The sequence below is a fragment of the Pseudonocardia cypriaca genome (assembly GCF_006717045.1).
GTDB classification, from domain to species: domain Bacteria; phylum Actinomycetota; class Actinomycetes; order Mycobacteriales; family Pseudonocardiaceae; genus Pseudonocardia; species Pseudonocardia cypriaca.
This window is the reverse complement of record NZ_VFPH01000001.1, coordinates 3,178,200-3,199,585: the sequence shown is the minus strand read 5'-3', so window position 1 is coordinate 3,199,585 and position 21,386 is coordinate 3,178,200. Positions and strand designations below refer to the sequence as shown.

The 21,386-nt window shown below is 72.7% G+C and carries 18 protein-coding genes; 11 read left to right on the top strand and 7 right to left on the bottom strand.

Annotation, left to right across the window (positions count from 1 at the left end):
- Positions 1-81: 81 nt before the first annotated feature.
- From FB388_RS15225 to FB388_RS15215, 3 genes are all read left to right on the top strand, one after another.
- Positions 82-1,704, top strand: a complete 1,623-nt coding sequence (locus tag FB388_RS15225; RefSeq protein WP_142101455.1) for an ABC-F family ATP-binding cassette domain-containing protein — start codon at positions 82-84, stop codon at positions 1,702-1,704.
- A 323-nt stretch (positions 1,705-2,027) separates the two neighbouring features.
- Positions 2,028-2,237, top strand: coding sequence for a helix-turn-helix domain-containing protein (locus FB388_RS15220; RefSeq protein WP_028932228.1), 210 nt, complete (start codon positions 2,028-2,030; stop codon positions 2,235-2,237).
- Between the two features lie 37 nt (positions 2,238-2,274).
- Positions 2,275-3,078 (top strand): enoyl-CoA hydratase/isomerase family protein, encoded by an 804-nt coding sequence (locus FB388_RS15215; protein WP_142101453.1) that lies wholly within the window; start codon positions 2,275-2,277, stop codon positions 3,076-3,078.
- Between the two features lie 81 nt (positions 3,079-3,159).
- Here FB388_RS15215 and FB388_RS15210 read toward each other — a convergent pair whose 3' ends face one another.
- Complete coding sequence (locus tag FB388_RS15210; protein ID WP_142101451.1) at positions 3,160-4,701, bottom strand: amidase; 1,542 nt, start codon at positions 4,699-4,701, stop codon at positions 3,160-3,162.
- A 112-nt stretch (positions 4,702-4,813) separates the two neighbouring features.
- On the opposite strand from FB388_RS15210, the gene FB388_RS15205 reads away from it, so the two are divergent.
- A complete protein-coding gene (locus tag FB388_RS15205; protein ID WP_142101449.1) occupies positions 4,814-6,751 on the top strand; it encodes an ABC transporter ATP-binding protein in 1,938 nt (645 codons plus the stop codon).
- A 789-nt stretch (positions 6,752-7,540) separates the two neighbouring features.
- On the opposite strand, the gene FB388_RS15200 is transcribed toward FB388_RS15205, so the two are convergent.
- Entirely contained in the window at positions 7,541-8,110 is a 570-nt protein-coding gene (locus tag FB388_RS15200) for a TetR/AcrR family transcriptional regulator (RefSeq protein ID WP_142101446.1), read from the bottom strand.
- A 101-nt stretch (positions 8,111-8,211) separates the two neighbouring features.
- Between FB388_RS15200 and egtA the strand changes: the two genes are divergently transcribed.
- The 7 genes from egtA to FB388_RS15165 all read left to right on the top strand — a co-directional run bounded on the left by egtA (position 8,212) and on the right by FB388_RS15165 (position 14,724).
- Positions 8,212-9,522, top strand: a complete 1,311-nt coding sequence (gene egtA / locus FB388_RS15195; RefSeq protein ID WP_142101444.1) for an ergothioneine biosynthesis glutamate--cysteine ligase EgtA — start codon at positions 8,212-8,214, stop codon at positions 9,520-9,522.
- Positions 9,519-10,856 carry an ergothioneine biosynthesis protein EgtB gene (gene egtB / locus FB388_RS15190; RefSeq protein WP_142101442.1) on the top strand — a complete coding sequence of 446 codons (1,338 nt, stop codon included), beginning with the start codon at positions 9,519-9,521 and terminating at the stop codon, positions 10,854-10,856. The genes egtA and egtB overlap by 4 nt, the downstream gene beginning before the upstream one ends.
- A 3-nt stretch (positions 10,857-10,859) precedes the next feature.
- A complete protein-coding gene (gene egtC / locus FB388_RS15185; RefSeq protein WP_142101440.1) occupies positions 10,860-11,639 on the top strand; it encodes an ergothioneine biosynthesis protein EgtC in 780 nt (259 codons plus the stop codon).
- Positions 11,636-12,604, top strand: coding sequence for an L-histidine N(alpha)-methyltransferase (gene egtD / locus FB388_RS15180; protein WP_142101437.1), 969 nt, complete (start codon positions 11,636-11,638; stop codon positions 12,602-12,604). The genes egtC and egtD overlap by 4 nt, the downstream gene beginning before the upstream one ends.
- A gap of 96 nt (positions 12,605-12,700) precedes the next feature.
- Positions 12,701-13,264, top strand: a complete 564-nt coding sequence (locus FB388_RS15175; protein ID WP_142101435.1) for a GNAT family N-acetyltransferase — start codon at positions 12,701-12,703, stop codon at positions 13,262-13,264.
- A 23-nt stretch (positions 13,265-13,287) separates the two neighbouring features.
- Positions 13,288-13,758, top strand: coding sequence for a cupin domain-containing protein (locus FB388_RS15170; protein WP_142101434.1), 471 nt, complete (start codon positions 13,288-13,290; stop codon positions 13,756-13,758).
- A 222-nt stretch (positions 13,759-13,980) separates the two neighbouring features.
- On the top strand, positions 13,981-14,724 hold the full coding sequence (locus FB388_RS15165) for a ribonuclease activity regulator RraA (RefSeq protein WP_142101432.1): 744 nt from the start codon (positions 13,981-13,983) through the stop codon (positions 14,722-14,724).
- 88 nt (positions 14,725-14,812) lie between these two features.
- Here the strand turns inward: FB388_RS15165 and FB388_RS15160 are convergent, their stop codons facing one another.
- The 5 genes from FB388_RS15160 to FB388_RS15140 form a co-directional block, all read right to left on the bottom strand.
- On the bottom strand, positions 14,813-15,859 hold the full coding sequence (locus tag FB388_RS15160; RefSeq protein WP_211361989.1) for an IS110 family RNA-guided transposase: 1,047 nt from the start codon (positions 15,857-15,859) through the stop codon (positions 14,813-14,815).
- 253 nt (positions 15,860-16,112) lie between these two features.
- The gene (locus tag FB388_RS15155) at positions 16,113-16,823 is read right to left on the bottom strand and encodes a sulfite exporter TauE/SafE family protein (protein ID WP_142101430.1); all 711 of its coding nucleotides are present in this window, start codon (positions 16,821-16,823) and stop codon (positions 16,113-16,115) included.
- A gap of 181 nt (positions 16,824-17,004) precedes the next feature.
- Positions 17,005-17,676, bottom strand: a complete 672-nt coding sequence (locus FB388_RS15150; protein ID WP_142101428.1) for a class I SAM-dependent methyltransferase — start codon at positions 17,674-17,676, stop codon at positions 17,005-17,007.
- Between the two features lie 154 nt (positions 17,677-17,830).
- Positions 17,831-18,439, bottom strand: coding sequence for a PadR family transcriptional regulator (locus FB388_RS15145; RefSeq protein ID WP_142101426.1), 609 nt, complete (start codon positions 18,437-18,439; stop codon positions 17,831-17,833).
- A 99-nt stretch (positions 18,440-18,538) separates the two neighbouring features.
- On the bottom strand, positions 18,539-21,367 hold the full coding sequence (locus FB388_RS15140; RefSeq protein ID WP_142101424.1) for an aconitate hydratase: 2,829 nt from the start codon (positions 21,365-21,367) through the stop codon (positions 18,539-18,541).
- Between the last annotated feature and the right edge of the window lie 19 nt (positions 21,368-21,386).

Genomic DNA, 21,386 nt, shown 5'->3' with positions numbered 1-21,386 from the left:
GTGATCATGGTCCGGATCGAGTAGCGGCGGCAGCACCTCTTCCTGCGCACCGCCCCTTCCGCTCGTCCTGGAGTCCTTCTCGTGATCACCGCTTCCGACCTCGAACTGCGCGCCGGGTCCCGGATCCTGCTGTCCGGAGCCACCCTGCGCGTGCAGCCCGGCGACCGCATCGGCCTCGTCGGCCGCAACGGCGCGGGCAAGACCACCTCGATGCGGGTGCTCGCGGGCGAGGGTGAGCCGTACGGCGGCTCGGTCACCTCCACCGGTCCCGTCGGCTACCTCCCGCAGGACCCCCGCGAGGGCGACCTGTCGGTCCCGGCCCGCGACCGCGTGCTGTCCGCCCGTGGCCTGGACACGCTGCTGCGCAAGATGGAGAAGGCGCAGACCGCCATGGCCGAGCTGGTCGACGGCGCGGAGAACGCCAAGGCTGTGCGCGAGTACGGCCGGCTGGAGGAGCGGTTCGCCGCGCTCGGCGGCTACGCGGCGGAGAGCGACGCCGCCCGGATCTGCACCCACCTCGGGCTGCCGGAGCGCGTGCTCGGTCAGCCGATGGTCACGCTGTCGGGTGGTCAGCGCCGCCGCGTCGAGCTCGCCCGCATCCTGTTCGCCGCGTCCGACGGCGGCAGCCAGAGCGCCACCACGCTGCTGCTCGACGAGCCCACCAACCACCTCGACGCCGACTCCATCACGTGGCTGCGCTCGTTCCTGTCCTCCCACGAGGGCGGGCTCGTCGTGATCAGCCACGACACCGACCTGCTCGCTGCGGTGGTCAACAAAGTGTGGTTCCTCGACGCCACCCGCGGCGAGGTCGACGTCTACAACATGAACTGGGCGCGCTACCAGGAGGCGCGGGCCACCGACGAGAAGCGCCGCCGCCGCGAGCGCGCCAACGCCGAGAAGAAGGCGTCCGCGCTGCACATGCAGGCGGCGAAGATGGGCGCGAAGGCCACCAAGGCGGTGGCGGCGAAGAACATGGCCCGCCGCGCCGACCAGCTGCTCGCGGGGCTGGAGCCCGAGCGGCAGGCCGACCGCGTCGCGCGGATCCGCTTCCCCGACCCGGCGCCGTGCGGGCGCACCCCGCTCACCGCGGAGGGGCTGTCCAAGTCGTTCGGGTCCCTCGAGGTCTTCACCGGTGTCGACCTCGCCGTCGACCGCGGCACGAAGGTCGTGGTGCTCGGGTTCAACGGTGCCGGCAAGACCACGTTGCTGCGGCTGCTGGCCGGCACCGAGAAACCCGACTCGGGCCGGGTCGTGCCGGGCCACGGACTGCGCACGGGCTACTTCGCCCAGGAGCACGACACCCTCGACATGGAGGCCACGGTCTGGGAGAACGTCCGGCACGCCTCGCCGGACACCCCGGAGCAGCAGCTGCGCACGCTGCTGGGGGCGTTCATGTTCTCCGGCGAGCAGCTGTCGCAGCCCGCCGGCACGCTGTCGGGCGGTGAGCGCACGCGCCTCGCGCTCGCCGGGCTGGTCTCCAGTGCGGCCAACGTGCTGCTGCTCGACGAGCCCACCAACAACCTCGACCCCGCCAGCCGGGAGCAGGTGCTCGACGCCCTGCGCCGCTTCAGCGGGGCGGTCGTGCTCGTCACGCACGACCCGGGCGCGGTCGAGGCGCTGGACCCGGACAAGGTCATCGTCCTGCCCGACGGCACGGAGGACCACTGGTCCGCCGACTATCTCGAGCTCGTGCAGTTGGCCTGATCGGGCGATTTCTCCCGGCGTGTCCGGCCACCCGATCGGGCTGCACCGCTCGGACCTGCGGCGGGAGTGGTCGACCCGAAACGTTCCAACCGATCATTGCTCGGCTCCCAGGGTGACGTGCAGGTGGCGACGGGGTGACGTTCGGGTGTGCGTGTTGCGGCAATGATCACCCGTACGCGTGATCCATTCGGCCCAACCGTTCGCCGATCACTGAGTGGATCTCCTGGCACGGGGTACTTCGGTGGACGATCATTGCCGCACCGGGGGGAGCCGGAAACGATCTGCCTGCGGTCCGCGCAGGTGGGCGAAGGAGATCAGGTGTCATGGCCGACCTGAAGAAGGGTGCTCGAATCACCGGCACCCAGCGTGACAAGCTCGCCACCGACCTGAAGAAGAAGTACGAGAAGGGCGCAAGCATCCGCGCGCTCGCCGAGCAGACCGGCCGGTCCTACGGCTTCGTGCACCGCGTGCTGTCCGAGACGGGCGTCACGCTGCGCGGCCGCGGTGGGGCCACTCGTACCAAGAAGAAGTAGGCGCGAAGCGGTTCCTACCCCGGGGTAACCTGCCGTCATGACGACGGCGGCGATCGACCCGGAGCTCCTCAAGCGCGGCGGGCTGGCGCTCGACGTCGACGGTCCGCGGGCGACGATCACGCTCGCGCGACCCGAGGTGCTGAACGCGCAGACCCCGCTCACGTGGGAGGCGCTCCGGGCGATCGGGGAGTCCCTGCCCCCCGAGGTACGCGTGGTGGTGGTGCGCGGTGCCGGCCGCGCATTCTCCGCCGGTCTCGACAGGCGGTTCTTCGCCGCTCCCGAGGTGGACGGCCAGCCGGGCATCACCGGCCTCGCCGCGCTGTCCGACGAGGAGGCCGACACCACGATCGCGGCCTTCCAGATGGGCTTCTCGTGGCTGCGTGAACCCGCCCGGCTCACCGTCGCTGCGGTTCAGGGCCACGCCATCGGCGCCGGCTTCCAGCTCGCGCTGGCCTGTGACCTGCGCATCGTCGCCGACGACGTGCAGTTCTGCATGGCCGAGACCGGTCTGGGCATCGTCCCGGACCTCGGCGGCACGTACCCGCTCGTGCACGCGGTCGGGTACGCCCGCGCCGTCGACATCTGCCTGTCCGGACGGCGGGTCGGCGCCGACGAGGCCGTCGCGATCGGCCTCGCGCTGCGCGCCGTGCCCGCCGCCGAGCTCGACGCCGCCGTCGACGCGAGCGTCGCGTCCCTGGTCGCCGCACCGCCGAAGGCGGCCGCGGAGACACTCGGCCTGCTCGCCGGAGTGGCCGAGGGCACCGACCCCGCGGCGGCACTGGCCGCCGAACGCGCCGCCCAGCTGCGCCGGATCCGCTCGCTGGCGGCGGGCGAAGGCTGAACCCGCCGCCCCGCCCCGGCCCGGTTCCGACGAACGGCGCGTTCGTCGGATAGGTTCCGACGAACGCGCCGTTGGTCGGAATCAGGTGTGGGCGGCCGCCGCCTGCGGCGCCGCGAAGCCACCGACCGCTTGCTCGAACGTGTGGGCCACGCGGAGCACGTCGGCGTCTGCGAAGTGCCGCCCGATGATCATCATGCCGGCCGGGAGCCCGCCCGCAGACCCGGCGGGCACGGAGCACGCCGGGTGGCCCGTCACGTCGGTGACGCAGGTGTTGGCGATCATCTCGAGCGCACGCGGGATCACCTCCTCGCGCGGCGCGTCCGGTGCCGGCAGGGCGGTGGCGCGCAGCGGCAGGGTCGGCATGACGAGCACGTCGTAGCTGGCCAGGGCCTCGTTGTAGGCCGCGCGCAGCCGCGGCACGAGGTTGCGGGCCATCGCGTAGAAGCTGCCGTGCCCGCGGTCCACGGCGTGGCCGCCCGCCAGCAGCACGAGCTTCACGGTCTCGGAGAACCGGCTGCCGTCGGCCCGCCAGCTGCGGCCGTAGTGCTCGATCACCTCGGGGTCGTAGAGGCCCTCCCAGTTCATGCCGTAGCCGTTGCCGTCGACCATCTGGACCATCGCCCCCTCGGTGGCGATGACGTCCCAGATGCGGGCGCCGTGCGCGTGCCACGGGATCGAGATCTCCTCGGCGGTGAGGCCGGCGCCCCGCAGGACGTCGATGCCCGCGCGCACCGCGTCGTCGACCTCGGCCTCGGAGTTGGGGTGGCCGAAGCCCTCGGTGACCACACCGACCCGCATGTCCCGCGCATCGCGGGCGAGGGCGCCGACGTAGTCGTCGGGCACGAGGTCGCGCGGCTGGCGGGGGTCGAGGCCGTCAGTGCCGGCCATCACCGAGAGCATGAGCGCCGCGTCGGCCACCGTGCGGGTCATGGGGCCGAGGTGGTCGATGGTCTGCTCGATCGGGAACGCGCCGGTGTAGGGGACCAGGCCGTATGTGGGCTTGTGCCCGACGATCCCGCTGTACGCCGCCGGGATGCGGACCGATCCGCCCTGGTCGCCACCGGTGGCGAGGTCGACGACGCCGCCGGCCACCAGCGCGGCGCTCCCGGAGGACGAGCCGCCCGCCGAGCGGCCCTCGTCCCAGGGGTTGCGGACCGGGGCGGGGCGGGAGGTGTGCGAGCCTCCGGAGAAGCAGAGGTCCTCGCAGACCGCCTTGCCAGCGATGGTGGCGCCCGCGGCGAGCAGGCGGGTGACGACGGTGGCGTCGCGCCGCGGGACGTAGCCCTCCAGGTACGGGGAGCCGTTCATCATCGGCACGCCCGCGACGGCGGTGTTGTCCTTGACCGCGACGGTGCGCCCGGCCAGCGGGCCCTGCCCGCCTTCGGTGATCTCGGTGGTGACGTACCAGGCGCCGTAGGGGTTGTCCGCGTCCCCCGGGCGCTGCCACGCGCGTTCGGGTGCGACGGGCGCGGACTCGCGGTAGAGCTCCTCCACCACGGTCCACGACGACAGCAGCCCGTGGACGAACGGGCCGAACGATTCGACGTCGGACTCGGAGAGGCCGAGACCGTAGCGCTTCGCGGTGGCATCGAGTGCGGCCCGGTCGGGCGGGTCGAGTGGCATGGCCGACTCCTTGTCAGACGGGTCTGCCGACCGTAGTACGAGCCCGGGAGTAGAGAGCGTCCTCAGCGTGTTGGAACCTGAGTTGCAACGGTGTAAGTGAAGGGGGCCGCGAATGGATCGGCCGATGGGGATGCTGCGCGGGGTCGTGCGCGGCGCCGACGCGCCGAAATCGATCAAGAAGGGCACGATCCCGCGGATCTGGGCGTTCGCCCGCCCCCACCGCAGCCGGCTGCTCGCGTACCTGCTGCTCACGGTCGTCTCGGCCACGGTCGGTGTGCTCACGCCCGTCCTGGCCGGGCGGGTGGTCAACGCCATCGTCGCGGGCGGCGAGGTGTCGGTCGCGACCGTCACCGTACTGGGACTGGCCGCGGGCATCGCGGCTCTGGCGATCGTCGAGGCCGTCGTCGGGCTGGCCTCTCGCTGGTACTCCTCCCGTGTGGGGGAGAGCGTGATCGTCGACCTCCGCCGGGCCGTCTTCGAGCACGTGCAGCGCATGCCCGTGGCGTTCTTCACGCGCACCCGCACCGGCGCGCTGGTGAGCCGGCTGAACAACGACGTCATCGGGGCCCAGTCGGCGATCACCTCGACGCTGGCCACCGTGCTGAGCAACAGCATCCAGCTTGCGCTCGCACTCGCCGTGATGATCTCGCTCGCGTGGCAGGTCACCCTGCTCGCGCTGGTGCTGCTGCCGATCTTCGTGATCCCCGCGCGCCGGTTCGGGCGCCGCCTCGCCGACCTGCGGCGCGAGGCCGCGGACCTGAACGCCGGCATGAGCAACCAGATGACCGAGCGGTTCTCCGCCCCCGGCGCCACGCTCGTGAAGCTGTTCGGCCGGCCGGACGAGGAGGCCGCCGAGTTCGGCGAGCGGGCCGAGCGCGTGCGGGACATCGGCGTGCGCACGGCGATGGTGTCCCGCGTGTTCGTCACGGCGCTGTCGCTGGTGTCCGCGCTCGCCCAGGCGCTGGTCTACGGGCTCGGCGGCTGGCTGGCCGTCACCGGCCGGATCGAGCCGGGCACCGTCGTCACGCTCGCCCTGCTGCTCACCCGCCTCTATACGCCGATGACCGCGCTCGCGAACGCCCGCGTGGACGTGATGACGGCGCTCGTGTCGTTCGAGCGGGTCTTCGAGGTGCTCGACCTGAAGCCGATGATCAGCGAGCGGCCCGGCGCCGTCGCGCTGCCCGACGGGCCCGTCGACGTCCGCATGTCCGGGGTGCGCTTCGCCTACCCGAGTGCCGACCAGGTCTCGCTCGCCTCCCTCGAGGAGGTCGCCGTTCTCGACACCCGCGGCGGCGAGGAGGTGCTGCACGACGTCGACCTCGAGGTGGGCGCGGGGCGGCTGGTGGCGCTCGTGGGCTCGTCGGGCGCCGGGAAGTCGACGCTCGCCTCGCTGGTCCCGCGGCTCTACGACGTGGACGCCGGCTCCGTGCGGCTGTCCGGCATCGATGTGCGGGACCTGACCTCCGCCTCCCTCCGCGGCGCCGTCGGCGTCGTCACGCAGGACGGGCACCTGTTCCACGACACGATCCGCGCCAACCTGCGCTACGCCGCCCCGGACGCCTCCGACGCCGAGATCGTCGACGCGCTGCACCGCGCCCGGCTCGGCGACCTGCTCGACTCGCTGCCCGACGGTCTCGACACGGTGGTGGGGGAGCGCGGCTACCGGCTCTCCGGCGGCGAACGCCAGCGCCTGACGATCGCCCGCCTCCTGCTCGCCCGGCCCCGCGTGGTGATCCTCGACGAGGCCACCGCCCACCTCGACTCCGAGTCGGAGGCCGCGGTGCAGGAGGCACTGGCGGAGGCCCTCGACGGCCGGACCGCCATCGTCATCGCGCACCGGCTGTCCACGGTCCGCGCCGCCGACCAGATCGCGGTGCTCGAGCAGGGCCGGATCGTCGAACGAGGCACCCACGACGAGCTGCTCGCGCTCGACGGGCGCTACGCGCAGCTGTACCGGACGCAGTTCGCGCTCGTTCCGGACGGGGAGGGTGTCGAGTGCGGGATCCCGGGGTGCACCGCCCGGCACCGGGAGGAGCACCTCGTCGGGTGAGCGTCCCCGGATCGGCTCCGATGTCCGCGCGGGCTGTGCATCGTGAGTGGGTCGGGCGACAAGGCCTCCTGGCGGCGCCGCGCATTGTGCGGGGCCGCCCCTCACAGCTCAAGGGCGCCTTCGGCGTCGCTGCGCGATCGCTTCGCGCCCCTTGACCTGGGAGCCTCTGCGGCCTCTTCCGGCCCGCTTCGCGGGCAGGCCCCGTGCCTGCCCCTTTCGGCGTGCGGCGCCGCCAGGAGGCCGGTCTCGGGCGTCTGCTTGCTCTCGCACACCGACTTCTGCCCTCGCACACCGACTGCAGTCGGTGTGTGAGCACCGAAGTCGGTGTGCGACCGACACTCCCGGCCGTTTGCCCGTTTCCACGGGGGCGAAGCCTTGATCGTGGGGTGGGATCAGCCTTCGGTGGCGCCGCGCGCCGAAGGGGCTGGCCGTGGGCCTGCCCGCGAAGCGGGCCCGGAGGGGTCGTAGAGGCTCGCGGGTCAAGGGTCGCGAAGCGATCGCGGCAGCGACGCGCAGCGCCCTTGAGGCGTGAGGGGCGGCCCCGCACGATGCGCGGCGCCACCGAAGGCCCGGTGAGAGGTCGACCTAGACCGGCGTGACGCCGATCAAGGCCGGTGGGAGGCGGCCCGGACGAGGGTGGCGCCGATGAAGGCCTGGTGGGAGATGGCCTAGACAGGGTGCGGTGCCACCGAAGGCCTGGTGACGGGTGTTCTTAACAGGGCCCGGCGCCACTGAAGACCGTGCCAGCGGCGTCGACGGAAGAGATCAGGCCGCGTGCGCGGTGGCGCATCACCTCCGCCGGACAGAGCCCTCCACCACGTCGAGCACGCGCTCCAGGTGGTCGGCCGGCAGGCCCATGGCCAGCTGGGAGACCAGCCCTTCGAGCACCAACTCGAGGTAGCGGGCCAGCACGGGCACCGGGACGTCGTCGCGGAGGGTGCCGGCGGCGGCCTGGCGGGCGAGGCGCTGCTCGGTGGCGGCGGTGAGGGCCTCGGCGTGGGCGCGCCAGCGGGCTCGGAAGCCGGGGTCGGTGCGGCCGCGGCGCGCGACTTCGAGGAAGGAGCCCGCCCATCCGGCGTCGAGGGGCTGTTGCGAGGAGAGCAGCTCCCGCATCACCTGCACGAGGCCCTGCGCGGCCACCACGTCGGCCATCCGCTCGGCGTCCTGCTCGGCGAGGGCGAAGAACAGCGCTTCCTTGTCGCGGTAGTGGTGGAAGATGGCTCCGCGGGACAGGCCCGTGGCCTGCTCCAGCCGGCGGACGGTGGCGCCCTCGTAGCCGTGGCGGGCGAAGCAGCCGCGGGCGCCGTCGAGGATCTGCTGCCGCCGCGCTGCCAGGTGGTCGGTGCTGACCCTGGGCACCGGGGCGACGATACCGCCATCCCCAGCCGTACGTACGGCTTGCGAAGCCGTCAGATTCTCGTCACCCGAAAACGTCGGGGTCCGGGGGTAGCGTCGCTTGCATGTCGGAGAAGGTCATCACGGTAGCGATCCCGCCACAGGGCTCGGGACCGGGAACGGGTGCCCCGGACGCGGGGCCGTCGGTGCTGCGCGACTGCGCCGACGCGGAGACCCACGTCGGGTCCGTGTGTTTCAAGCACGGTCCGCCGCGGCTCGTCGGCGTCGAGCTCGAGTGGCTGCTGAACCGCCCGCCCGAGCCGCGGTCGGCGCTGGACGCCGCTGCACTCGCCGCGGCACTCGGCCCGCACGCCCCGTCCAGCCTGTCCCCCTCGTCCCCCGCAGAAGCGCTTCCCTCCGGTTCCACCGTCACGGTCGAACCCGGCGGCCAGATCGAACTGGCCAGCCCGCCGAGCCCTGACCTCGCCGCCCTCCTGCAGGCCGTCAGCGCCGACACGGCCACGCTGCACGAGCGCCTCGCCGCCGTCGGGCTCCATCCGATGTCCCGCGCCACCGACGCGATCCGCTCGCCCCGTCGCATCCTGCAGCTGCCGCGCTACCAGGCGATGGAGGAGTCGTTCGACCGCCGGGGCCCGTCCGGTCGCAGCGCGATGTGCTCCACCGCTGCCGTGCAGGTGTGCGTCGACGCCGGCGAGGCCCACGACGTCGGCACCCGATGGGCCGTGCTGCACGCGCTGGGTCCGGTGCTCCTCGCCGCGTTCGCCAACTCGCCCACGCTGCACGGCAGGCGCACCGGCTGGAAGTCGTCCCGCTGGGCGTGCTGGCAGAACGCCGACCCGGCCCGCACCGCGCCACCGCCCTCGGGCGACACGAGCGGCGCCGACCCGACGGCGGGGTGGGCCCGCCGGGTGCTCGACACGCCGCTGCTGGCCGTGCGCAGGCCGGGCCCGTGGCTGGTGCCGCGCGGCATCACGTTCGCCGACTGGGTGCGCGGCGCCTTGCCGGAGCCGCCCACCACGGCCGATCTCGACTACCACATCACCACGCTGTTCCCGCCGGTCCGCCCGCACGGCCACCTCGAGGTGCGCTACGTCGACGCCCAGCCGGGGCGGCGTTGGGCGCTTCCGGTCGCGGTGTTGGTGGCGTTGCTGTCCGACACCGCCACGATCGACCAGGTGCGCGCGGCCTGCGCACCCGCCGCCGGACGCTGGACGTCGGGGGCCCGCCACGGTCTGGCCGACCGCGTGCTCGCCCGCGCCGCCGCGCGCGTGTTCGAGCTGGCGATCGGCCGCCTGCCGGCTGTCGGCGCCCCGCAGTGGGTGGTCGACGACCTCATCGCCATGCACGAGCAACAAGTACTCCGCGGGCGATGTCCCGCCGACGATCCGGACGTCCCGGAGGGAGCGATCTCATGACCACCCCCGATACCGCAACCACCGGCGAGGAGCTGCGCAGCCGCGTGGCCGGCCTGCTCGCCGAGTCCCGGGCCCGCAGCACCGCCCTCACCGAGGCCGTCGACGAGGCCGACCTGGTCGCCCAGCACTCGCCGCTGATGTCCCCGCTGGTCTGGGACCTCGCCCACATCGGCAGCCAGGAGGAGCTGTGGCTGGTGCGTGACGTCGGCGGGCGCGAGCCGCTGCGCCCGGAGATCGACGGGCTCTACGACGCGTTCCAGCACAGCCGCTCGAGCCGCGTCGCACTGCCGCTGCTCACCCCCGCCGAGACCCGCACCTACGTCGCCGAGGTCCGCGACAAGGCGCTCGACGCGCTGGAGCGCACCCCGCTCACCGGTCGCAGGCTTGTGGAGCACGGGTTCGCGTTCGGGATGATCGTGCAGCACGAGCAGCAGCACGACGAGACGATGCTCGCCACCCACCAGCTGCGTGCCGGCGCGCCCGTGCTGCAGGCGCCGGCACCACCGGCGGGGCGGCCCCCGGCGGCGCGCGAGGTGCTGGTGCCGGGCGGGCCGTTCACGATGGGCACGTCCACCGAACCCTGGGCGCTCGACAACGAGCGGCCCGCGCACGTCGTCGACGTGCCTGCGTTCGTGATCGACACCGCCGCGGTCACCAACGCCGAGTACGCCGCGTTCGTCGACGCCGGTGGCTACGACGACCCGCGGTGGTGGAGCGACGAGGGCTGGGCCCACCGGGTGTCGGCGGGGCTCGTCGCGCCCCAGTTCTGGCAGCGCGACGCCTCCGGCACCTGGTACCGGCGCCGGTTCGGGGTGGTGGAGCCGCTGCGCGCCGACGAGCCGGTGGTGCACGTCTGCTTCCACGAGGCCGAGGCCTACGCGCGCTGGGTGGGCAAGCGGCTGCCCACCGAGGCGGAGTGGGAGAAGGCCGCCCGGCACGACCCGACCACCGGGCGCTCGCGGCGTTACCCGTGGGGCGACGAGGACCCCACGCCCGCCCACGCCAACCTCGGCCAGCGCCACCTGCAGCCCGCCGCGGCGGGTGCCCACCCGCTCGGGGCGTCGCCGCTGGGGGTGCAGCAGCTGATCGGCGACGTCTGGGAGTGGACGAGCTCGGGCTGGCACCCGTACCCGGGCTTCGAGGTGTTCCCGTACCCGGAGTACTCGCAGGTGTTCTTCGGCGGCGACTACCGCGTGCTGCGCGGTGGCTCGTTCGGCACGGCGCCCGCGGCGATCCGGGCCACGTTCCGCAACTGGGACCACCCGATCCGCCGGCAGATCTTCGCGGGGTTCCGGTGCGCAAGGGATCCTCGCCCCGAGGACGGGTCGGCCTGACGGATGTGCCGACACCTGGCTTACGTCGGCCCCCCGGTCACGCTGGCCTCGCTGGTGCTGGAGCCCGTCCACTCGCTGCTGCACCAGAGCTACGCGCCCGCCGACATGCGGGGCGGGGGCACGGTCAACGCCGACGGGTTCGGCGCCGGTTGGTACCCGGAGCCGGGCGGGCCGGCCGCGCGTTACCGCAGCACGCAGCCGATGTGGACCGACACCTCGTTCGCCTCGGTCGCGGCGGCCACCCGCTCGGGCGGGATGCTGGCCGCCGCCCGGTCCGCCACGGTCGGTATGCCGATCGTCGAGACCGCCGCGGCGCCGTTCGCGGAGGGGCGGTGGCTGTTCAGCCACAACGGTGTTGTCCGCGGCTGGCCGCACTCGGTGGCGGCCCTCGCTGCCGCGCTGCCCGTCACCGACCTGCTCACCCTCGACGCGCCCACCGACGCGGCGCTGCTGTGGGCACTGGTGCGCCACCGCCTGCGGGCAGGTGACGACCCGGGCGACGCCCTGGCGGGCGTCGTCACCGAGGTGGCCGCCGCGGCCCCCGGGTCCCGGCTCAACCTGCTGCTCACCGACGGCACCGGGATCTGGGCCACGGCCTGGGACCACGCCCTCTGCATCCGCACCGACGAGCACAGCGTGCTCGTCGTCTCCGAACCACTCGACCCCGATCCGGGCTGGCGTCCGGTGCCCGACCGGCACCTCGTCACGGCCGCGCCCGGCATCCACCGATGCGTCCCGTTGGCCGCCGCACCCGCGCTGCCCACGACCCAGGGAGTTCGATGACCGCCCTGCTCGACATCCACCTCACCGGCGCCGACGCCGATGCCGCCCTCCGCGCCGACGCGCGGGCGGGCCTCACGGCCGCTCCGAAGTACCTGCCGCCCAAGTGGTTCTACGACGCGCGCGGCAGCGTCCTCTTCGAGCAGATCACCGAGCTGCCCGAGTACTTCCCCACCCGCACGGAGCGCGCCCTGCTGGAGCGCACCGCCGACGCCATCGCGATCACCTCGGGTGCCGACACGATCGTCGAGCTCGGGTCGGGGTCGTCGGCGAAGACCCGCCTGCTGCTCGACGCGTTCCGCCGCGCGGAGTCGCTGCGCCGCTACGTGCCGCAGGACGTGAGCGAGTCCGCGTTGCGGGAGGCGATGGCAGCGCTGGCGGCCGACTACCCGGGGCTGGAGCTGCACGGTGTGGTCGGCGACTTCACCGCCCACCTCGACCGGCTGCCGTCCGAAGGGCACCGGATGGTCGCGTTCCTCGGCGGCACGATCGGCAACCTGCTCCCGCCGGAGCGCGCGGCGTTCCTTCGCGCGCTCCGGACGGCGCTGCGGCCGGGGGAGCAGTTCCTGCTCGGCACCGGGCTCGTCGTCGACCCGGCGGTGCTCGTGCCCGCCTACGACGACGCGGCCGGCGTCACCGCCGAGTTCAACCGCAACGTGCTCCACGTGCTCAACCGCGAGCTGGGTGCCGACTTCGACGTCGACGCGTTCGACCACGAAGCCGTGTGGGACGCCGGGAACGAGTGGATCGAGATGCACCTGGTCGCACGGCGGGCGATGACGGTCACCGTGGCCGAGCTGGATCTCACCGTCCAGTTCGCGGCGGGGGAGGAGATGTGCACGGAGGTGTCGGCGAAGTTCCGGCCGTCCGGGGTGCGCAACATGCTGGGGGAGGCCGGCTTCCGCGTCGTCGGCAGCTGGGCCGACCGTGACGAGCGGATGGCCCTCACCCTCGCCACCGCCGTGTGAGGTCACGACCAGGCCGTTTCACTGGCGTCGAAGCTCTGCCGATGCCTCGCGTCCCACTGTCTGCTGCATCGCGAACGCAGGCAGCAGGAGGACACGATGGCTCGGCACCACGCGACAGTCGGGGGGCGGGTCGTCGTGCGCGACCTGCGCGGCGACGAGGGCGATCTGCTCGACGCGCTCATGGCGGGGCTCTCGCCGCAGAGCCGCTACCTGCGGTTCCACGTCCCCCTTCCCGCGTTGAGCGCAGACATGCGCCGCGCATTGCTGGACGTCGACGGCCGCGACCGGATAGCCCTGGTGGCGGAGGCCGACGACGGCACGCCGGTGGGGATCGCCCGCATGGCGCGGGATCGTGGCAACTCCGGCGAGGCGGAGATCGCTGTCTCCACGGTGGACGCATGGCACCGGCGCGGAGTGGGGCGACTGCTCGTGAACGCCGTGGCCGCGCGGGCGCGAGCCGTCGGGGTGCGGCGGTTGGCCGCCCGCGTGCTGCGTGAGAACAGCGCGGCGATCGCGCTGTTCCGGTCGGTCTTCCCGGTGAGTCTCACGCGGTGGGACGACGGCGCCGTCGTCCTGGTCGCCCTGCTCGGCGACGGGATCGACGACTGGACGGTCACCACGGAGGATGTCTTCGCCGATCTCACCGACATGGCCGGCTGAGCGGGCGCCACTAGTCTCGGGGCATGAGCACGCCTTCACCCGGCCGGGACTGGCGAGCGGAGGGGGTCCGGGTCATCCCGGGCGACGCGCTCGACACCAACACCCCGCAGACGCCCGGGATGCACCGGGCCGCCGCCATCACCGCGGCGCGGGCGGGTGCGCAGAAGTTGTGGGCCGGCACGGTCACGATCCACCCGGGCGCGCGCACCGGTGCCCACCACCACGGCGAGCTGGAGAGCGTGATCTACGTGGTGCGCGGACGGGCGCGGATGCGGTGGGGCGAGCGGCTGGAGTTCACCGCGGAGGCGGGGCCGGGCGGGTTCATCTACGTGCCGCCGTTCGTGCCGCACCAGGAGATCAACGCCCTCGACGACGAGCCGCTCGAATGTGTGCTCACGCGCAGCGGGCAGGAACCGATCGTGGTGAACCTCGACATCGAGGGTGCCGCGGAGCCCGAGCACGTGCCGTGGGTCGATCCCACGCACCCGGGCTGACGGGCGCTGCGAGGCCTTCAACCCGGCGGGGCGGATACAGGCATTCGGTTGTCGAATGGTCCTCGTGGCGCCGCCCATTGACGGGCGGGACGTGGTCCGGCGAAGGTCGGACCACACGGAGATCGTCCGGCGGGCACCCGCGGCCGGGACGGCCACCGGCCCCCGGACCGGTGGTGGACGCGCCGCGGCAGGCCGCTGCAGCGCAGGAGGCGAGAAGACCACATGGTGGAGACACCCGACATCGTTCGTCCCGACCCCGAGCTCGTGGCCGGGTTGGAGCGCATCGGGAGTGCGACGGCCAGCAGCGAGCTCTTCAAGCAGTTCGGCATCCGCAGCGCCCACATCGCGGGCCCGGTGTGCCGGACGCCCGGCAGGCGCGTGGCCGGTCCGGCGCTCACCCTGCAGTGCCTGCCGAAGCGGGAGGACCTCTACCCGGTCGACGAGTACAGCCAGCCGGAGCGGCAGCTGCACCGTCACGTCCTCTACCACACGCAGCCGGGCGACATCGTCGTCGTCGACGCCCGCGGGGACATGACCAGCGGGATCTTCGGCGAGATGATGCTCACCTACTTCGCGGGCCGCGGGGGCAAGGGGATCGTCGTCGACGGCTGCATCCGCGACTTCGGTGACGCGTCCCAGCTGGGCATCGGGATGTGGCTGCGCGGCACCACCCCCAACTTCCACACGCAGACCAACATCGTCCCGACCGCGGTGAACGTGCCGGTCGCATGCGGCGGCACCGTCGTGGTGCCGGGCGACATCGTCGTGGCCGACGACGACGGTGCCGTTGTCGTGCCGATCGCGCTGGCTCCGAAGCTGCTCGAGGTGGCGGGCGAGCACGCCGAGTGGGAGGAGTTCTCCCGGATCAAGCTCGCCGAGGGGGGCGACCTGCAGCGGTACTACCCGCTGTCGGACGCCGCGCGCCCGGAGTACGAGGAGTGGCGGCGGGCGCAGGAACAGTCCTGAGGCGGCCCGGAACGGGGTGCCCGCGCACCCCGTTTCCGGCGGCGTGTGACTGCGAGTCGGGGCCCGGCAGCGACGCTCCTATGGTTCGTCAAGCCGTTGCGGCGCCTGATTCGAGCTGCCGGTAGAGCTGGCGGGCGATGTAGCGCTTGAGGCACCGCTTGATGTCGCGGTCGGTCTTGCCCTGGGCTCGGCGACGGTCGGCGTAGGCGCGGGTGTCGGGGTCGTAGCGCAGCCGGGACAGCGCGATGTTGTGCAGGGCCCGGTTGAGTTGGCGGTTGCCGGAGCGGTTGAGCCGATAGCGCACCGTTTTACCCGAGGAGGCTGGGATCGGGGCGGCGCCGGCGAGCATCGCGAACGCGGCATCGTTGCGGCACCGCCGGGAATGCGACCAGGCGGTCAGCACGGTCGCGGCGTTGATCGGGCCGACCCCGGACAGCGTGAGTAGATCCGGTCGCCACGCGCGCACGATTGCTCGGATCGCCCGTTCGTGCTCGTTGGCCTCGGTTTCCAGGGCGCGGACCCGGCGGGCGAGTGCCCGCAGTGTGGACAGGGCGGTGAAGGTGTGCACGTCGGCGCTGGCCGTGGCCGGTCGCAGCCGCGCGGCGGTGGTGAGCATGTCGCGGGTGGTCTGGCCGCGGAACCGGGCCCGGACCGGTTCCGGGGCGGTGATCACCAGTGCGCGCAGCTGGCGTTGGGCGGTGCTGGCCGCGGCGACCGCGGCCCGGCGTGCGGTGAGCAGGATCTGCAGGCCGGCCCGTTCGGGTCCGGTCTTGGGCTGTGCCAGTCGTGTGCGGGCGAGCGCGTCGCGGGCGGCGCGTTCGGCGTCGATCGGGTCAGACTTTGCCCCGGCTCGGCGGGCGGGGCGGACCGGCCGGTCAAGTTCGACGACCAGCTCACCGAGCTGGTCGAGGTGTCGGGCCAGGCCGGCGCCGTAGCCGCCGGTGCCCTCGATCGCCCAGCCGCGCAGCCCGCCGTGGGCCTCGGCCAGCGCGACGAGTTCGGCGTATCCGTCTTCGTCGGCGCTCACCGTGGCGGTGGCCAGCACGGCGCGGGTATCGGTCGCGACCACGGCCGCGGTGTGGGTGTCGGTGTGGGTGTCGACCCCGATGACGAGCTCGACCAGTTCTGCGAGCATGGACAACGCGTTCTCCTGACCTGGAGGGACGTGAGGTCCGGTCCGGATCGGAGTCGGCAGGACTGTGACGGGACACGCCAGCGGCTACTGGCGGTCATGCTCCTGATCAAGCCAGCTACTCCGGCCGGGCCGGTGCCGACAGCAACAGGCGGACAAGTCGGATCAAGGGCATCACGCCAGTCAGGCGAAGAGCCACACCTGCTGCTGTCATCACCAGCCCACTGTCACTGAGCCAGCTTCACCATCCTCACAGTCAGGCGAGCGCGGCCTGGCCCAGCAGGGCGAGCGCGCCGCCTGCCGCCAGGGCGAGCACGGCGGGGCGGGTCCAGCCCCGGTCGAGGAGGCGGCGGGCCGGGCTCGACAGTAGGAAGCCGACGATCATGAACGGCGCCAGGAGGGCGGCGGCGCGGAGCGCGTCGGCGTCGACCTGGCCGCCGACGAGCAGGCCTGCGATGGAGAGCAGCGAGCCCGCCGCGAAGTAGGCGCCGAGGGTGGCGCGTACCCGGGGGCCGTGCGCGTCCTGGTAGAGCAGCGCGACCGGTGGTCCGCCGATCGACGACGCGGTGCCGCCCGCGCCGGACACGATCCCGGCCACGAGCAGCGCCGGCACGGTGGGGCGGGGGCGCCACCGCACCACCGAGAGCGCCACGCAGGTCAGCACGATGATCGCCACCGCCACCGCGAACCAGCGCGGCGGCAGCACCGCCACCGCGAGCACGCCGAGCGCGATGCCCGGGAGGCGGCCGAGCAACGCCCAGCCGACGCCGGTCCAGTCGGCGTGGCGGAACTCGCGGCGCAGCGCGAGCATCGCGTGTGCCGTGGCGAGGATCAGCATCGGCACGGGCAGCAGGCGCGGATCGATGATCGCGAGGAACGGGGCGGCCACGAGCGCGAGCCCGAACCCGACGGCCCCTTGTACGAGCGCTCCGACTGCCACGGCGAGGCCGGCGAGCGCGATGGTCACGGCTCGGACGATAGTCCGTACATTCTGTCAACGATTCATTGACGCCATCGGATCGACAACGGATCGTTGACGACCACGGCGGCCGGGGGAGGAGCACGGGGAGGGTGAGGTGAAGCCGTTGCAGCAAAGCCACTTTCCGGAAGCGGCGTTGCCGGAAAGTGGCTTTGCCGCAACGGGAGACTCAGGCGGTGCGGGAGAGGCGGACCTCCAGGCTCAGGCCGTCGACCCGCACCTCGCACGAGCCGAAGGCGCTCGCCGCTGCGGTGACACGGAAGTGGTCGGCCGCGTAGGCGCGCCGCCGTAGGCCGGACAGGGCCATCCGCGTGAACGCGGTGTTGAGGCGTCCGAGTCCCATGGCGGCGACCTCACGGTGGATGTCCGCGGCCGTGGCGTCGCGGTTCATGTCACCGATCACCGCCGTGCCGCCGGGGCGGAGCACGCGGTGCATCTCGTCGAGCGCGGCCACGGGGCGTCCGAAGTTCTTGAACGCGGCCTGGCAGACCACCAGGTCGACCGAGGCGTCGGGCAGGGGGAGGTCGGCGGCATCGGCGCGGAGGAACCGGGCCTCCACGCCGGCGCGGCGGGCCGCATCGGTGGCGAGCTGGACGAAGGTGGCGCTCAGGTCGACGCCCGTGACGTCGAACCCGAAGCGGGCCATCTCGACGGCGAGGTAGCCGGGCCCGGGGGCGACCTCGAGGACGCGGGCGTCCTGCGGCAGGCCGGCGGTCAGGGCGGCGGCCTGCGCCCGGACGGTGGCGAGCTGCGTCGCGGTGCCGCGGATGCGGGCGTACCAGCGGGCGATCGGGCCTTCCATGCCCGGTGCCTGCGGGCGGTACGGGCGGATGTCGGTCATGACTGCTCCGTTTCTCGGGATGCGTGCATGCCCGAACGACGGAGGAGCCCCGGCTATCCTGATCAGTGCCACCTCGTGGCCGGTGCCCGTCCGCGGTTCGGTGCGGGGTAGGAGGCCCCGGCGCGGTGTTGCCGCACCCGCCGGGGCCGTTCTCTCAGTTGCCGGTGAGGTCTCCTCCCTCCGCGTGCCAGTCGCGCCACTGCCGGAGGTCGGGGAAGGCGCCGCGCGCCAGCTCGTCGAGCAGCCCGCGGGTGAACTCGGCGTCGGCCTCGCGGAGGGCGAGGTCGTACTCCGCCTCGACGAGGAACATGCGGGGGACCTGCCGCCGGTGGGCCTCGAGCGCTGCGCGCTGGGCGGCGTTCTCCTCGTCGAGCCGGGCCAGTCGCTGTCGCAGCAGCCCGATGACCTCGTCGGGGTCGAGCGCGACCCACACGGAGAGCCCGGCCTCGAAGCGGGGCGGCTCGTGGACGGGCACGGCGATGAGCTCACGAACCCAGTCCTGCAGCTCGCGGCGGCCGTCGCCGGTGATCCGGTAGACGGTGCGCTCCGGCCGAGCACCGTCGCGGGCGTTCTCGGCGACCTCGATGAACCCGTGGCGGTGGAGGTTGCCCACCACCGTGTAGAGCGAGCCCCACTTGAGGCCCATGTCTCGTTCCTTGCCGCGCTCGCGGATCACGGTGGCCATCTCGTAGGGGTGCATCGGCCGTTCGGCGACGGCGGCGAGCACGGCGAGCCCGAGCAGGTTGCGCACCTTGCGGGCCATCCAACCTCCCTTACTCGTGCGCGAGTATACGCAGACGAGTATCTGGGCGGTACGAAGAAGCCCCCGCCCAGGGAGCGGGCGGGGGCTTCGGGAGGAGCGTCAGCTCCGCAGCATGCCACGCAGGACGTACTGCATGATCCCGCCGTTCCGGTAGTAGTCCGCCTCGCCGGGCGTGTCGATGCGGACGGTGGCGTCGAACTCGATCTTCTCGCCGGACTCCTTGGTGGCCGTGACGTGCACGGTCCGCGGCGTCGAACCCTCGTCGAGGGCGGTGACCCCGCTGATGTCGAACGTCTCGGTGCCGTCGAGGCCCAGCGAGCTCGCCGACTCCCCCTGCGGGAACTGCAGCGGCAGCACGCCCATCCCGATCAGGTTGGAGCGGTGGATGCGCTCGTAGCTCTCCACGATGACCGCCTTGACGCCCAGGAGCGCGGTGCCCTTGGCCGCCCAGTCGCGGGACGAGCCGGAGCCGTACTCCTTGCCGCCGAGTACGACCAGGGGAGTGCCCTGGGCGGCGTAGTTCTGCGCGGCGTCGTAGATGAACGCCTGCGGCCCGCCGTCCTGGGTGAAGTCCCGGGTGTAGCCGCCCGAGACGCCATCCAGCAGCAGGTTGCGCAGCCGGATGTTGGCGAACGTCCCGCGGATCATCACCTCGTGGTTGCCGCGGCGGGAGCCGTAGGAGTTGAAGTCCCGCTTCTCCACGCCGTGCTCGCGCAGGTACTGCCCGGCCGGCGTGTCCTCCTTGATGGAGCCGGCGGGGGAGATGTGGTCGGTCGTGACCGAGTCGCCGAGCACCGCGAGCACCCGGGCGCCCGAGATGTCCTGCACCGGCGACGGCTCCGGCTGCATGCCCTCGAAGTACGGGGGCTTGCGGACGTAGGTGGACTCGGGGTCCCATTCGAAGGTGTCGCCCTCGGGCGTGGGCAGCGAGCGCCACCGCTCGTCGCCCGCGAAGACGTCGGCGTAGTCCTTGGTGAACATCGCCTGGTTGATCGAGTTGTCGATCGTCGTCTGCACGTCCTGCGGCGAGGGCCAGATGTCGCGCAGGAAGACGTCGTTGCCGTCGGTGTCCTGGCCGAGCGGCTGGGTCTCGAAGTCGAAGTCCATCGTGCCGGCGAGCCCGTACGCGATGACCAGCGGCGGCGAGGCCAGGTAGTTCATCTTGACGTCGGGGTTGATCCGGCCCTCGAAGTTGCGGTTGCCCGACAGCACGGACACGACCGCGAGGTCGGCCTCGTTGACGGCGGCCGAGATCTCCTCGGCAAGCGGGCCGGAGTTGCCGATGCAGGTGGTGCAGCCGTAGCCGACCAGGTGGTAGCCCAGCTTCTCCAGGTACGGCCAGAGGCCGGCCTTCTCGTAGTAGTCGGTGACGACCTTGGAGCCCGGCGCCATGGACGTCTTGACCCACGGCTTGACGGCGAGGCCCTTGTCGACGGCGTTCTTGGCGAGCAGCGCAGCGCCGAGCATCACCGAGGGGTTCGAGGTGTTGGTGCACGAGGTGATCGAGGAGATCACGACGGCGCCGTGGTCGAGCTCGAAGGACGTTCCGTCCGCCGTCGTCACCAGGGTCGGCTTCGTCGGGCGGCCCGTCGCGCCGGCGGCCGCGGAGACCGCGGTCCGCGGCTTCCCGCCGTCACCGTTGCCGTGCGCGCTGGGGCTGGCCGGGTCACTGGCCGGGAACGTCTCCTCGACCGACTCGTCGACCGAGGAGACCGCGCCCGCCGCGTCGTCCGGGTCGTCGGCGCCGTGGTCGACGTAGTCGACGATGGCTCCCCGGAACGCCTCCTTGGCCTCCGACAGGGCGATGCGGTCCTGCGGCCGCTTCGGCCCGGCGATCGAGGGGACGACCGTGGACAGGTCCAGCTCGAGGGTCTCCGAGTAGGCGGCCTCGCGGGACGGGTCGTGCCAGAGGCCCTGCTCCTTGGCGTAGGCCTCGACGAGCTCGACCTGGGCGTCGGGCCGGCCGGTGAACTTCAGGTAGCGGACGGTCTCCTCGTCGATCGGGAAGATCGCCGCGGTGGAGCCGAACTCGGGGCTCATGTTGCCGATCGTGGCCCGGTTGGCGAGCGGCACGGCGCCGACGCCCTCACCGTAGAACTCGACGAACTTGCCCACCACGCCGTGCTTGCGCAGCATCTCGGTGATCGTCAGGACCACGTCGGTGGCGGTGGCGCCCGCCGGGATCTCGCCGGTGAGCTTGAAGCCGACCACGCGGGGGATGAGCATCGAGACGGGCTGGCCGAGCATGGCGGCCTCGGCCTCGATGCCACCGACGCCCCAGCCGAGCACGCCGAGGCCGTTGACCATCGTGGTGTGCGAGTCGGTGCCCACGAGCGTGTCGGGGTAGGCCTGGCCGTTCCTGGTCATGACGACGCGGGCCAGGTGCTCGATGTTGACCTGGTGCACGATGCCGGTGCCCGGCGGCACGACCTTGAACTCGCTGAACGCGCCCTGGCCCCAGCGGAGGAACTGGTAGCGCTCCTTGTTGCGCTGGTACTCGAAGTCGACGTTGCGCTCGAAGGCGTCCGGGCGGCCGAAGACGTCGATGATCACCGAGTGGTCGATGACCAGCTCGGCGGGGGCGAGGGGGTTGACCTTGGCCGGGTCGCCGCCGAGCTCGGTGACGGCCTCCCGCATGGTGGCGAGGTCGACCACGCAGGGCACGCCGGTGAAGTCCTGCATCACCACGCGCGCGGGCGTGAACTGGATCTCGGTGTCCGGCTCGGCCGAGGGGTCCCAGTTGGCGAGGGCGCGGATGTGGTCGGCGGTGACGTTGGCGCCGTCCTCGGTGCGCAGGAGGTTCTCGAGCAGCACCTTGAGGCTGAACGGGAGGCGCTCGGCCCCCTCGACGGCGGACAGCCGGAAGATCTCGTGCTCCGACCCGCCGGCCTGGATGGTCCCTTTCGCTCCGAAGCTGTCGGTGCTCATTCGCCGACCTCGCTGCGCT